This window comes from Microbacterium pasadenense, from assembly GCF_047246565.1.
GTDB lineage: Bacteria > Actinomycetota > Actinomycetes > Actinomycetales > Microbacteriaceae > Microbacterium.
The window spans coordinates 247,403-260,078 of the sequence record NZ_JBFOKN010000003.1 but is presented as its reverse complement, the minus strand read 5'-3'; the positions used below and the strand labels follow the sequence as shown (position 1 = coordinate 260,078).

Genomic DNA, 12,676 nt, shown 5'->3' with positions numbered 1-12,676 from the left:
TCAGCCGAACAGCTGCACCGGGTTCACGATGTCGGCGAGGATGAGCGTGCCGCCCATCACGACGAGGGCGATCACGACGACGTAGGTGATCGGCACGAGCTTCGTCGCGTCGACCGCGCGGGGCCTCGGCCGCCGGAGCAGCGTGGCCCACGCGCGCTTGATGCCGTCCCACAGGGCGACGACGACGTGGCCGCCGTCGAGGGGCAGCAGCGGCACGAGGTTGAACACGAACAGCGCGATGTTGAGCGACCCGAGGAGCGCCACCATGCCGGACACCCGGTTGAGGATCGGCGCGTCGGTCGCCGCGACCTCACCCGCGAGACGGCCCGCGCCGACGACCGACAGCGGGCCGTTCGGATCGCGGCCGGCGCCGGTGACCGTGTCGACGGCGGTCTCGTAGACCCGCACCGGCAGCTGCCAGATGATGCCGAGCACCTGCCCGGTCTGCTCGAGGGCGGCGCGCGGGCCCTCCCAGAGCGGCTGGGGCACGAAGGCGGTGGCGGCCGTCATGCCGACGAAGCCCACGTCGGCGATCTTCGTCTCGCCGTCCTCCCCCTGCACTTCGCGCTCCGCGAGGACGGGTGTGATGCGCAGCGTCTGCTCCGAGCCGCCTCGGCGGACGACCACGGCGAGCTCCTGCTCGGGCGCATCCTGGATGATCGCGGACGCCTCGGCGAAGGTCGAGACCGGCTGGCCGTCCACCGACACGATCTCGTCGCCGGGGCGGATTCCGCCGGCCGCGGCCGGCGAGGCGGGATCGTCCGCCGTGCACTCCGTCTGCGCCGTCCCGGTGGGGAGGACGCATTCGTTGACGCCGGCGATCGTCGTCGTGGCGGTCTGGATGCCGATGCCCGAGAACATGACCGCGAACAGCACCACCGCCAGAACCAGGTTCATGAGCGGACCGCCGAGCATGATGACGACCCGTTTGAACACCGGCAGCCGGTAGAAGGCCCGGGTGGCGCCGTCGCCTTCGAGCGTCTCGTCGTTGACGGCGCGCGCGTCCTGGACGAGCGTCGCGAACAGCCGACTGCGCGGCGCGTCCGCGCGCGAGGGCGGGTACATCCCCGCCATCGAGATGAAGCCGCCGAGCGGGAGCGCCTTGAAGCCGTACTCCGTCTCGCCGAATCGCCGCGACCAGAGCGTCGGGCCGAAGCCGATCATGTACTGGCCGACCCGCACGCCGAACGCCTTCGCGGGCAGGAGGTGCCCCACCTCGTGCAGGGCGATCGACACGGCGAGGCCGACGACGAGCACCAGGACGCCGATGACGAATGCGAGAACGGTCACGAGTCGGAACGCTACCCCGTGCGGCTATGAAACCGCCGTCGACCGGCTCCGCACCGGGCGCGGCCCGGTTAGGCTCGTGGCGTGAGAAACCGCCCCGCCGACACGCGTCAGCTGCGTGCCGTGCGCGGCGGGTCGGCGGCCGTCGTCGCCGTCCTCCTCGCGGCGACGTCGCACACCGTGTCGGGCGGCACCGCGCCGCCGCTCTGGCTGCTCGCGGCCGTCACCCTCCTCGCCTGGCCGCTCGCCGTCGCGCTCATCGGCCGGAGGCCGTCCGCTGCCCGGACCGCCGCCGCCGTGAGCGCAGCGCAGGCGCTCCTCCACACCGCCTTCGCGACCGTGGGCTCCGCACGCCCGCGGGGCCTCGGCGCGCACGTGCACGGTCCTCTCACGCTCGCCTCCCCGGGCGAGGGGATGTCGATCGACGTCGCCATGGTCGCCGGGCACGTCCTGGCCGCGGTGGTCACGACGATCCTCCTCTGCACCGGCGAGCACCTCCTGCGGGGCATCGCGGACGGCCTCCGGGCACTGCTGCCCGCCGTCCCGATGACCCTCCCGTTCCCGGCACCGGCGCCACGAGCCGCCACCGGCGTCCTCCGCGCCGCCGGGCCGCGCGTCACCCTCTCCGGCCTCTCCCGCCGCGGTCCGCCGCGGTGAGCCCCGTCGCGCGCTGCGCGACATCACGCTCACCTTCGCCGAAACCGCGGCATCCGCCGCACACTCAGAGAGACCTGACATGACCCTTCGCTCCGCGCGCCGTTCGGCGCTCACCCTCACCGCCGTCGCGCTCGGCGGCGCCCTCGCCCTCGCCGTCCCGATGGCAGCCTCCGCACACGTCCACGCCACCGCCGACGGCGCCACCGCCGGATCGACCAGCCGCGTCGAGTTCAGCTTCAGCCACGGGTGCGACGGCTCGCCGACCACGGCGCTCGTCGTCGACCTGCCCGACACGGTCGAGACCGCCACCCCCGTCGTCGACGGGGTCTGGACCGTCGAGCGCGAGCTCGCCGACAACGGCCTGCCGACGTCGGTGACCTACACGGCCGTCACGCCGATCGAAGACGGCCTCGCCGCGAGCGTCGCGATGGACGTCGTGTTCGGCTCCGAGGCCGCCGACACCGAGGTGGCCTTCCCCGTCACGCAGGAGTGCGCGTCCGGTGAGACCGCGTGGGTGGAGGTCCCCGAGGAGGGCCAGGATCCCCACGAGCTCGAGGCACCCGCCCCGACCGTCGCGGTCGCCGCGGCATCCGCATCGGACGCCGACTCCGACGGGCACGCGCACGCCGACGAGCACGCCGACACCGACGAGCACGCAGCCGCGGACGCGGACGAGTCCGCGGCGACGGCAGCCGCCGCCACCGATGACACCGGCGTGTGGGCCACCTGGCTGGCCGGCGGGGCACTCGCCGTCAGCGTCGCCGCGCTGGCCGTCGCGCTGATCCGCCGCCGCGCCTGAGACCGACGTCCTCCGGCCGCTCCGCCGAGGAGCGGCCGGAGGACCCGGGGGATAATGGACGGATCATGCCGAACGCTGCGTCTCCTCCGTTGCCGCCCGTCCTCCGGCCGTCGACCTCCCCGCGCAGATCGCTCGCTGATCTCGCGGCGCGCTTCCAGGCGGCGACGGCCGACGACCTGACCGGTGTCGAGGTCACCGGCGTGACCCTCGCCACCGGCGATCTGCGCGCCGGCGAGCTCTTCGTCGCCGTGCAGGGCGCGAAGCGTCACGGCGCCGAAGTGGCGGGCGGCGCCGTCGCCCGCGGCGCGGTGGCCGTCCTGACGGATGCCGCGGGTGCCGCCCTGCTGACCGACGTCGGCGTTCCGGTGCTCGTGGTGGACGACCCGCGCGCCCGGCTCGGCGCGATCTCGGCGGACGTCTACGGAACCGGCGCGGACGGACAGCTCCCGCCGCTGCTCGCGGTCACCGGCACGAACGGCAAGACGAGCGTCACGCACCTCATGGAGGGGATCCTCGGCGGGCTGGGCGTCGTCACCGGCATGTCGTCGACGGCCGAGCGCCACATCGCCGGGCAGGTCATCCCGTCCCGGCTCACGACGCCCGAGGCATCCGAGATGCACGCCCTCATCGCGCTCATGCGCGAGCGCGACGTCCAGGCGATCCTCGTCGAGGTCAGTGCGCAGGCGCTCACGCGCCACCGCGTGGACGGTCTGCACTTCGACGTCGCGGGCTTCACCAACCTCACCCACGACCACCTCGACGACTACGGCGACATGCGGACCTACCTCGAGGCCAAGCTCGCGCTGTTCCGCGCCGACCGATCGCGCCGAGCGGTCGTGTGCGTCGACCAGCCCGAGGGCGTGGAGGTCGCGCAGCGGGCCGAGGTCCCGGTGACCACCATCCTCACCCCCGCCATCGCGGCGGACCCGGACGTCGCCGCCGACTGGCGCGTCGACATCGTGGGCGAGGAGCCGGACGGCGTGACCTTCACCCTCACCGGGCCGGCCGGAGCCCTCACCACGACGGTGCCCGTCATCGGACCGCACATGGCGTCCAACGCGGCACTCGCGATCGTCCTGCTGCTCGAGGCGGGCTGGGAGTGGGAGGCGATCTCGGCGCTCGTCGGCGACGCCCGCATCGACGCGCACCTGCCCGGCCGCATCCAGCGGCTCTCGGGCGACCGCGGCCCGGCCTTCTACCTCGACTTCGGCCACTCCCCCGACGCGTTCGCGAAGACGCTCGAGGCCGTCCGTCGGGTCACTCCGGGGACCGTGATCATGGTGTGCGGCGCGAACGGCGACCGCGACGTCACGAAGCGTTCGGACATGGGCCGGGCGGCCGCGCTCGGCAGCGACATCGTGATCGTGACCGACCAGCATCCCCGCTCCGAGGACCCGGCGACCATCCGCGCCGCGCTGGTCGCGGGTGCCCGGGACGCCCGGCCCGACGTCACGGTCTTCGACGTCGCCGCGCCGGAGGAGGCGGTCGCGCGGGCCGTGTCCCTCGCCGGCGAGGGCGACGCGATCCTGTGGGCGGGTCCCGGACATCAGCACTATCGCGAGATCGCCGGGGTGCGGACCCCGTTCGATGCGGAAGAGGTGGCCCGGACGGCCCTCCGCCGCGCCGGCCGGCCCGTCGACGACCGACAGGCACCTCGCGCGTCAGAGTGAGGCGATGAGCCGATCGGCCGCCTCGCGGGCCCAGCGCTCGGTCTCGGCGAGGCTCTCGCGCGTCAGCGACGCGGGGGCATCGTGCGCGTCGACGACACGGGCGATCGTGTCGACGATGCCGAGGAACGACAGCCGCCCCTCGTGGAAGGCATCGACGGCCTGCTCATTGGCGGCATTGAACACCGCGGGGTACGTTCCGCCGGCTTCGCCGACCTGCTTCGCCAGCTCCACGCTCGGGAAGGCCTGACGGTCCAGCGGCTCGAAGGTCCAGGTCGTGGCGGTCGTCCAGTCCAGCGGAGCGCCGACACCGGCGACGCGGTGCGGCCAGTCGAGGCCCAGCGAGATGGGAAGCCGCATGTCGGGCGGCGACGCCTGCGCGATCGTCGAGCCGTCGATGAACTCGACCATCGAGTGCACGATGGACTGCGGATGGACGGCGACGTCGATGCGGTCGTACGGCACGCCGAAGAGCAGGTGCGCCTCGATGACCTCCAGGCCCTTGTTCACGAGGGTCGCCGAGTTCGTGGTGACGACGCGCCCCATGTCCCACGTCGGATGGGCCAGCGCCTGTGCGGGTGTCACCTCGGCGAGCTCGTCCCGGGTGCGACCGCGGAAGGGCCCCCCGGACGCGGTGAGCACGAGCCGGCGCACCTCGTCGGAGGATCCGGCGCGCAGCGCCTGGGCGATCGCGGAGTGCTCGGAGTCGACGGGCACGATCTGACCGGGTGCGGCGAGCGCCGTCACCAGCGCGCCGCCGACGATGAGGGATTCCTTGTTGGCGAGGGCGAGCGTCCGCCCGGTCTCGAGCGCGGCGATCGTGGGCCCGAGGCCCACCGACCCCGTGATGCCGTTGACCACCACGTCTGCGTCCACCGTCCGGACCAGCTGCTCGGCCTCGTCGGCGCCGAGCGCCGTGTGCGCGACCCCGAAGGCGTCGGCCTGCGCCGCCATCCCTGCGCGGTCGGACCCTGCCGCGAGGCCGACGACCTCGAAGCGGTCGGGGTTCGCGGCGATGACGTCGAGCGCCTGCGTCCCGATCGAACCGGTGGAGCCGAGGATCAGAACGCGCCGCATGCCGTTCAGCCTAGCGGCGCGCCCGTCGTCACTCGGTGGGAGCGGCGCCCTGCGGAGCCGCCTGGCCGCCCAGGATGTCGATCACGAAGACGAGGGTGTCGCCCTTGAGGTCGGACTCGTTGATCTCGCCCTCGCCGTACCCGTCGGCCGGCGCGATGACGGCGAGCACCTGCGAGCCGACCGTCTGCCCCTCGAGCGCCTTCTGGAACCCGGGCACGAACTGGCTCGTCGACGAGGCGTACGGAGTGCCGTCCGCCCAGGTGTCACCGCCGTCGAAGAGCTCACCCGACGACCAGCGCGCACCGCGGAACTGGATGAGCACGTTGTCGCCCGCCTGGACCTCGTAGCCGTCGCCCTTCTTGAGGGTGGTGATGCTCGTCTCGGCGGGTGCGTCCGTCTCCGGGACGGAGATGGAGGGGGTGCCGTCCTCGGCGAGGGTCACCTCGGGGAGGCCGGCTGCCGGCTCCTGCGGCTCGCCCCAGGCCGCCGTCGGCGCGGCGGACAGCAGGTCGAGGACGTACACCTCGGCACCGGCCTGCTCGCTCGCCGGGAAGGCGGCCACGACGCGCGTGCCGATCGGGGAGCAGCCGAAGACCTGGCCGAAGATCGAATCGGGGGACATCTGCGTGGGGAGGAGCTCGCCGTCTTCGAAGCCGATGGATGCCAGCTCGTCGCCGTTCTCGCCGTTGTACGCCGTCATGGCGTAGGTCACGAAGTCTCCGGCTTCGACCTTCTCGCCGTCGCCTTCCTCGACGACGGAGACCTCGAGGGTCTCCGGCTCGACCGGCATCTCGAAGGTCGCCGTCGACGGCGTGCCCCGCTCTCCCTCGACGGTGATGGCCTCGGAGGTGGCGCCCGGTTCGGCGGCGGCGTCGCAGAGGCTGGCGGGCGTGCCCGTCGGCTCCGACTCGGGCTCTCCGGCGCCGCAGCCGGCGAACAGCAGGACCGACACGGCGGCGGCGGACAGGGCGGCGATGGGACGCAGGCGCACGGAGAACCTCACAGATAAAAGGGGGACGGGAACATCCTCCCCCATCTCCCTTTGTCCCCGGTGTGAAAGCGGCGGCGTCCCGCGGCCCGCCCGGGCGGCCGGCCCCATGCCAGGGGCAGCATGGAAATGGCAGTACCCTCTTCTGGTGACCGAAGCGACGACTCCCGACGAGACCCCCGCGGAGGAACCCGACGACGGACTCGCCCGCGCGGGCGCGCTCTACTACCTCGTCCGCTGGGGCATCGGTCCCCTCGCACGCCTCATCTACCGCCCGCGGATCGAGGGCAGCAACAACATCCCCCGTACCGGCCCCATCATCCTCGCGAGCAACCACCTGAGCTTCATCGACTCGTTCGTGCTCCCGATGTTCGCGCCCCGGCCGGTCTACTTCCTCGCGAAGTCGAGCTACTTCGAGGGCACCGGCATCGGCGGCTGGTTCAGTCGCCGGTTCTTCCGCGCCCTCGGCGCCACCCCGGTGCGCCGCGGCGCAGGGCAGGCCGCGCTCGACGCGCTCGATCAGCAGCGACGCATCCTGCAGACGGGGAAGGCGATCGCGCTGTACCCCGAGGGGACGCGCTCCCTGGACGGCCGCCTCTACCGGGGTCGCACCGGGATCGCGTTCCTCGCCCTCGAGACGGGCGCGAAGGTCGTCCCGGTCGGGATCGTCGGCACGAACGACGCGATGCCGGTCGGCGCCAAGTGGCCGCGGATCTCACCTCGCGTGACCATCCGCTACGGATCGGCGATCGACCTCTCCCACCACGGGCCCGCCTCGTCGGGACGCGCCCGCCGACTGGCGACGGACGAGATCATGTCCGCCATCCACGCCCTGTCCGGACAGGAACTCGCCCACGCGTACAACGAAGTGCCGGCTCAGAACCCGGTCGAGCGTCTCAAGCAGGTGCTCCCGCACGAGCGCCGCTGAGGATCAGCCGACGGTCACCGTCGGCTCGTGACGGACCGGGAAGTTCACCGAGTTCGCGATGAAGCACCAGGCGTTCGCCTGGGCGTGCGCGGCCTCGGCGGCCTCGACCATCGCGGCATCCGCCACCGTCACCCGCGGGCGCAGCACGACCTCCCGGAAGGCGCCGCCACCGCGACCGTCCTCGACCATCGTGCCGGTGGCGTCGTCCTCGTAGGACGTGACGATCACTCCGGCCGTGACGCAGGCGTGCAGGTACGAGAGCAGGTGGCACTCCGACAGCGCCGCCAGCAGCAGGTCCTCCGGGTTCCAGCGGGAGGCGTCGCCGCGGAAGGGCTTGTCGGCGGATGCCCGCAGCACCGGCTTGCCGTCGATCCGGATCGTCACCGCGCGGTCGTAGTCCCGGTAGCCGCTCGTGCCCGTGCCGCGGTCGCCGGTCCAGCGGGTGTTCAGTCGGTAGGAGTGTTCGCCGTACACGCGGCCAGTCTCGCACAGCGCGCTCGGTAGGCTGGGGAGGTGCCAGAGACCTTCGCCGTGACCGATGCCGTCGAACTCGCCGTGGTCGAACGGAGCGGCTTCGTCGAGTCCCGCCACAGCGGCTCGGCCATCGTCCTGAATCCCGACGGCGCCGTGGTCACCGCCCTGGGCGCAGTCGACGAGCAGATCCTGCCGCGCTCGACGCTGAAGCCCCTGCAGGCGCTCGGCAGCGTCACCGCGGGCGCGTCGCTCGAGGGCGCGCACCTCGCCGTCTCGACGGCGAGCCATTCGGGCACCGACCGCCACGTCGGACTCGTCACCGACATCCTCAGCGCGGCGGGCGTCGGCGAGGACGCCCTGCAGTGCCCGCCCGCATGGCCCGGCGACGCGCGGGCGCGCGACGAGATGACCCGCGAGCTGATCGGCCCGCAGCGCGTGCGCATGAACTGCTCGGGCAAGCACGCCGCGATGCTGCTGGCGTGCACCGCCAACGGGTGGGACACGGCCTCGTACCTGGAGGCCATGCATCCGCTGCAGGTCCACACCCGTGAGGTCATCGAGCGGCTCACCGGCACGAAGATCACGACGACAGCCATCGACGGCTGCGGCGCCCCGGTCTACGGCATGTCCCTCTCGGCCCTCGCCCGGGCGGTCCACCGCATCGGCGCCTCCTCGGAGCGGTCGCCGTTCGCGCTGCACCGCTCCGCCGGCGCGCTCCTGCGGGCCGTCCGCGAGAACCCCTGGGTCATCCAGGGCCCGGGACTGCCCGACTCGATCGTCACCGAACGTCTGGGCCTGTTCGCCAAGCACGGCGCCGAGGGCGTCATGACGATGATCGCCCCCGACGGCACCACGGTCGCCCTGAAGATGCTGGACGGCAGCAATCGGGCGTCGACGGTCACCGCGCTGACGCTCCTCGTCCGCGCGGGAGCACTGGCCCCGGCCGACGTCGCCCGCACCCTCGGCGACCTGCCGCTCACCGTGACCGGCGGCGGCCGCGACGTCGGCGTGATCCGTCCCACCGTCTGAGCTCACCACTCCGCGAGGACGACGCGCCGCGCCGGCCGCGCGGGTGCGATCAGCCACGCCCGGCCGGCGACCGGCGCCGCGAACGGCGGCAGGTCGCGCGACCCGGTGATCGCGCGGTACTCGGCGGCGCACGCCGCATCCACGACGAGGTCCGCGTCGGCGCGCGCCGCTCCCAGCAGCCGCCACTGCGCGAGCCAGTCCTCGGCCGTGCCCACGACCGCCCCGCCGCGGACGAGCGACGCCGCCCCGTCGACCGCGGAGACCGCGATGCCCAGCCGCCGCCAGGACCCGACGATCCGGCGGGACCGCGCTCCCGCGGGGAGGACGACCGCCGCGGGCCGCCGGCCCGGCAGCCACGTCGGCGGCCCGACGGCCCCGGCCGCCGGGACGGCGGCCGGGGCGGCGGCGAACTGCACGAGGGTGCGGCCCAGGCGCCCACGGCCCGGGGGCAGCTCGGGGCGATGGTCGGCGGCATCGCCGCCCGCCGCGACGTGGTCGGCCCGGGTGGGAAGGGCGAGGACCACCCGCCGCGGGATGAGGTCGACGAGCCGAGCGACGCCTCCCGTCAGCCGCTGCGCTGTGACCACGAGCCGGATGCCGCGCTCGCGCGCCCCTCGAAGAGCGCGCTCCAGCGCGTCGAGCACGGCCGGACCGTACTCCCCCGGCATCCGTGTCATCAGCGAATCCAGGTCGTCGACGGCGACGGTCGTGCCGCGCGGGACGTCCGCGAGCGCCATGACGACGTCCCACGCCTGCTCAGGGTCCGCCGGCACGACGAGGGTCGGCGTCTGCGCGGCGATCGCCCGGAGGATGCCCGTCCGCCCGCTCCCCGGACCGCCGACGACGGCGAGGGCGAGATCGGCCGGATCCCAGCCGATCGGTCCCTGCCACTGCCGTTCCGGCTCATCGGCCAGTCCGAGCACGAGCTCGCCGCCGGAACGGACCCCCGCGAGCGGCACCCGCGCCGGCAGCGCGGGCAGCCACGGAGCGCGGGCCGGCGGGCCGGGATGCCGGGACGCGACCTCCGCCAGCGTCCCCGGTCCGCAGCGGGCGATGCGCACCGGGATCGGAGCACTGTCGGCTGCGCGTCGCACGAGGGCGAGACCCCGCGCCTGCGCCCGGCCGGAGAGCCGGCACGCGTCGTCGACGCCGAGGAGGGCACGCGAATCAGCCGCATCCGTCACCCGCAGGGCGAGGCGCAGCGGCGCGTTCGCCAGCACAGCGTCGCGGAAGACGCCCGTCGCGCGCTGAGCCGCGAGCACGAGGTGGATGCCGAGGGCGCGGCCGCGAGCGGCGAGATCCGCGAACAGGTCGTGCAGCGCGGGATGCGCGGCCACCAGCGCCGCATACTCGTCCACGACGATGACGAGCCGACCGAGCGGTGCGCCGGTCGCCGCCGTCTCGGCGACGTCCCGAGCGCCGACGTCGGCCAGGGCCCGCTCCCGGTGCCGGATCTCGGCGCGGAGGCTGTCGATCGCCCGCAGCGCCGTGGCATCGTCGAGGTCGGTGAGCACGCCCGTCACGTGGGGCAGCGGCAGCAAGTGGTCGAACGTGCGCCCGCCCTTGAAGTCGACGAGCAGCAGGGCGAGCTGCTGCGGCGTGTGTCCGGCGCACAGCGCGGCCACCCAGGACGTGAGCAGCTCGCTCTTGCCCGACCCGGTCACCCCGATGACCACCGCATGCGGCCCATCCCGGACCAGATCGACGACGAAGGGCTCCGCAGCGGTCGACGCGAAGACCGCCGGCAGGGCGTCGGGGGCCGGCGACGGGGCCGCCGCGATCAGCTCGTCGAGGCCGACCGGGACGTCGATGCGGCGGCCGAGTGCCCGCGCCGCCCGGTCGGCGAGGAACGCCGCGACCGCGGCGGCCTGCGCCGTCGACACCGGCTCGACGGCGAGCTCCCGGACGTCGCCGTCGACGTCGAGCTCCGCCGTTGCGGGCCCGGTGAGGCGCAGGATGGCGCCGCAGCGCGGCGGCGGCGGCTCGCCCTCGGGGACCACGGCGACGGGCACATCGACGTCACCGCCGATCAGGCCGCCGGACTCGCGCAGCTGCAGGAGCAGTCCGGCGGGCGCGTCACGATGCGGGAGGGCGGCCGCCCACGAAGGCGCATCCTCGCTCCACTGAACTCGTCCCGGTGCGAGGCTCAGGCACACCTGCACCGCGAGCCCCCGCGCCACCGCCGCCGCGAGCACCGGAGGCCCGACGACGGCGACGCCCGTCGTGAGCGGCACGAGGAGAGGGACGTCGCTCACCGAGGCCGCCTCGCGCCGGAGGTCGGCCGCGCCGGCATCCCCGTCGCCGCCCGTGACGCGGAGCGCGCTCTCGCCGACGCCGCGACCGACCACGAGGACCCCCTCCCGCTCCGGAGTCGGACGCCAGATCGCGTCGGGACGTCGCAGGAATCCGGCGACGTCGGGGTGGCGCGCCCATCGTGCGGAGCGCTCGTCCGCGTGCCGCCGGTGCATCTCGTCTCCGGCGCGCCGCACCGCGCGCGCCACCTCGGCCGCGCCCCGGCGGCGGCTCCGGCGCGACCCGCGTGCCGCGTCGACGACGGAGGCGACCGCGATCAGCGGGCCGAGCAGGGCGAACAGAAGGGCGTAGGCGGATCCGGTCACCGCCCACAGCACCACGCCGCCGAGCATCGGCACGATCGCCGTCACGAGCGGCAGCGGCGCTCGGGGGGCGGGTGCGGGGCCGCGGGCAGGATGAGCGGCTCCGTGCCCGCGGCGGGCGGGGCAGGAGGCGGGTGGATCGTCACCGCACCAGCGTGCGAGCACGGCGACCGCGGCGCCCGGTCGGCGCCGACGCGGTGGAGTGCGGCCGGTCAGTCCCCGGCTGGGGAGGAATCGCTGCGGGCGACGTTCACGACGATGATCGACACGTTGTCGCGGCCGCCGTTCTCGAGCGCCGCTTCGAGCATCGCGTCGACGGCTTCCGTCGGGTCGTCGTGCTGCAGCAGGAAATGCAGGATGCCGTAATCGGTGAGCTCTTTGGTGAGCCCGTCGCTGCAGACCACGAAGCGGTCGCCGTCGACGACCTCGAGGCGGACGTAGTCGGGCACGACGCCGTCGCTCGGCCCGACGGCACGGGTGATGACGTTGCCGTACGGGTGGTTCTCGGCCTCTTCCGGGCTCAGCCGGCCCGCGGCGATGAGCTCCTGGACGACGGAGTGATCGGTCGTGACCTGGGCGAGCGCCCCGTCGCGGAAGAGGTAGACGCGGGAGTCGCCGATGTTCAGCGTCACCCAGGTGGGTTCTTCGGCGGTCAGGTCGAGGTACACGCCGGTGACCGTCGTGCCGGTGCCGTCGTCCGTCGTCTCGGCGGATGCGGCGATGTCGGCGACGGCCCGCTCGAGGGCCTTCTCGATGGATGCCGGGGAGACCTCGCCGTCTCCGACGGCGCCGGACAGTCGCTCGATGGCGCGCGAGCTCGCGATCTCACCGCCGATGTGACCGCCCATGCCGTCCGCGACGACGAACAGCGGGAAGGCCGAGAGGACGGCGTCCTGGTTGTTCTCGCGCCGACGGCCGCGGTGGGTCACATCTGACCATCGCAGCTCTATCGTCCCAGTCGCGAACGTCACGACCCGGGATTCGGTGGCTTCGGGCACGCTTTCACCCTTCCGTGATCGGTGCAGCGTCCTCACACTCTAATGGACGACGCGCCCCTCGATCCGCCGTCCCCCGCATTGCCCGCGACCTTGCCCCGGCGCTACGGTGACGCTGTGGCGGTGCGGGTGCATCGCACCGGCGCCCGTCGTCGAGCCG

At 73.8% G+C, this 12,676-nt stretch carries 11 protein-coding genes; 5 read left to right on the top strand and 6 right to left on the bottom strand.

Annotation, left to right across the window (positions count from 1 at the left end; all coding sequences use genetic code 11):
• On the bottom strand, window positions 1–1,290 hold the full coding sequence (locus tag AB3M83_RS11805) for a M50 family metallopeptidase (protein WP_412948313.1): 1,290 nt from the start codon (window positions 1,288–1,290) through the stop codon (window positions 1–3).
• 81 nt (window positions 1,291–1,371) lie between these two features.
• Between AB3M83_RS11805 and AB3M83_RS11800 the strand changes: the two genes are divergently transcribed.
• From AB3M83_RS11800 to AB3M83_RS11790, 3 genes are all read left to right on the top strand, one after another.
• Window positions 1,372–1,944: a hypothetical protein gene (locus AB3M83_RS11800; RefSeq protein ID WP_412948311.1), complete on the top strand. Its 573-nt coding sequence runs from the start codon at window positions 1,372–1,374 to the stop codon at window positions 1,942–1,944.
• 79 nt (window positions 1,945–2,023) lie between these two features.
• Window positions 2,024–2,743 (top strand): DUF1775 domain-containing protein, encoded by a 720-nt coding sequence (locus AB3M83_RS11795; RefSeq protein ID WP_412948309.1) that lies wholly within the window; start codon window positions 2,024–2,026, stop codon window positions 2,741–2,743.
• Window positions 2,744–2,808: 65 nt separating this feature from the next.
• Complete coding sequence (locus AB3M83_RS11790; RefSeq protein ID WP_412948307.1) at window positions 2,809–4,413, top strand: Mur ligase family protein; 1,605 nt, start codon at window positions 2,809–2,811, stop codon at window positions 4,411–4,413.
• Here AB3M83_RS11790 and dxr read toward each other — a convergent pair.
• Together dxr and AB3M83_RS11780 are read right to left on the bottom strand one after the other, a co-directional pair.
• The gene (gene dxr / locus AB3M83_RS11785) at window positions 4,405–5,487 is read right to left on the bottom strand and encodes a 1-deoxy-D-xylulose-5-phosphate reductoisomerase (RefSeq protein ID WP_412948305.1); all 1,083 of its coding nucleotides are present in this window, start codon (window positions 5,485–5,487) and stop codon (window positions 4,405–4,407) included. The two genes, AB3M83_RS11790 and dxr, sit on opposite strands and share 9 nt — an antisense overlap.
• A gap of 28 nt (window positions 5,488–5,515) precedes the next feature.
• Window positions 5,516–6,478, bottom strand: a complete 963-nt coding sequence (locus tag AB3M83_RS11780) for an FKBP-type peptidyl-prolyl cis-trans isomerase (RefSeq protein WP_412948303.1) — start codon at window positions 6,476–6,478, stop codon at window positions 5,516–5,518.
• A gap of 106 nt (window positions 6,479–6,584) precedes the next feature.
• On the opposite strand from AB3M83_RS11780, the gene AB3M83_RS11775 reads away from it, so the two are divergent.
• Window positions 6,585–7,403: a lysophospholipid acyltransferase family protein gene (locus AB3M83_RS11775; protein ID WP_412948301.1), complete on the top strand. Its 819-nt coding sequence runs from the start codon at window positions 6,585–6,587 to the stop codon at window positions 7,401–7,403.
• Window positions 7,404–7,406: 3 nt separating this feature from the next.
• On the opposite strand, the gene AB3M83_RS11770 is transcribed toward AB3M83_RS11775, so the two are convergent.
• Window positions 7,407–7,877, bottom strand: coding sequence for an OsmC family protein (locus AB3M83_RS11770; protein ID WP_412948299.1), 471 nt, complete (start codon window positions 7,875–7,877; stop codon window positions 7,407–7,409).
• A 39-nt stretch (window positions 7,878–7,916) separates the two neighbouring features.
• Between AB3M83_RS11770 and AB3M83_RS11765 the strand changes: the two genes are divergently transcribed.
• Window positions 7,917–8,906: an asparaginase gene (locus AB3M83_RS11765; protein ID WP_412948297.1), complete on the top strand. Its 990-nt coding sequence runs from the start codon at window positions 7,917–7,919 to the stop codon at window positions 8,904–8,906.
• A 2-nt stretch (window positions 8,907–8,908) separates the two neighbouring features.
• Here AB3M83_RS11765 and AB3M83_RS11760 read toward each other — a convergent pair whose 3' ends face one another.
• Window positions 8,909–11,569 (bottom strand): FtsK/SpoIIIE domain-containing protein, encoded by a 2,661-nt coding sequence (locus tag AB3M83_RS11760; RefSeq protein WP_412948295.1) that lies wholly within the window; start codon window positions 11,567–11,569, stop codon window positions 8,909–8,911.
• Between the two features lie 164 nt (window positions 11,570–11,733).
• Entirely contained in the window at window positions 11,734–12,519 is a 786-nt protein-coding gene (locus AB3M83_RS11755; protein WP_412948293.1) for a PP2C family protein-serine/threonine phosphatase, read from the bottom strand.
• Window positions 12,520–12,676 lie beyond the last annotated feature (157 nt).

What these genes read in the sequence shown, in the direction of transcription:
- AB3M83_RS11775 (WP_412948301.1), top strand. Translation starts at nt 6,585, where the DNA reads ATGCCAGGGGCAGCATGGAAATGGCAGTACCCTCTTCTGGTGACCGAA.
- dxr (WP_412948305.1), bottom strand. Translation starts at nt 5,487, where the DNA reads ATGCGGCGCGTTCTGATCCTCGGCTCCACCGGTTCGATCGGGACGCAG.
- AB3M83_RS11795 (WP_412948309.1), top strand. Translation starts at nt 2,024, where the DNA reads ATGACCCTTCGCTCCGCGCGCCGTTCGGCGCTCACCCTCACCGCCGTC.
- AB3M83_RS11790 (WP_412948307.1), top strand. Translation starts at nt 2,809, where the DNA reads ATGCCGAACGCTGCGTCTCCTCCGTTGCCGCCCGTCCTCCGGCCGTCG.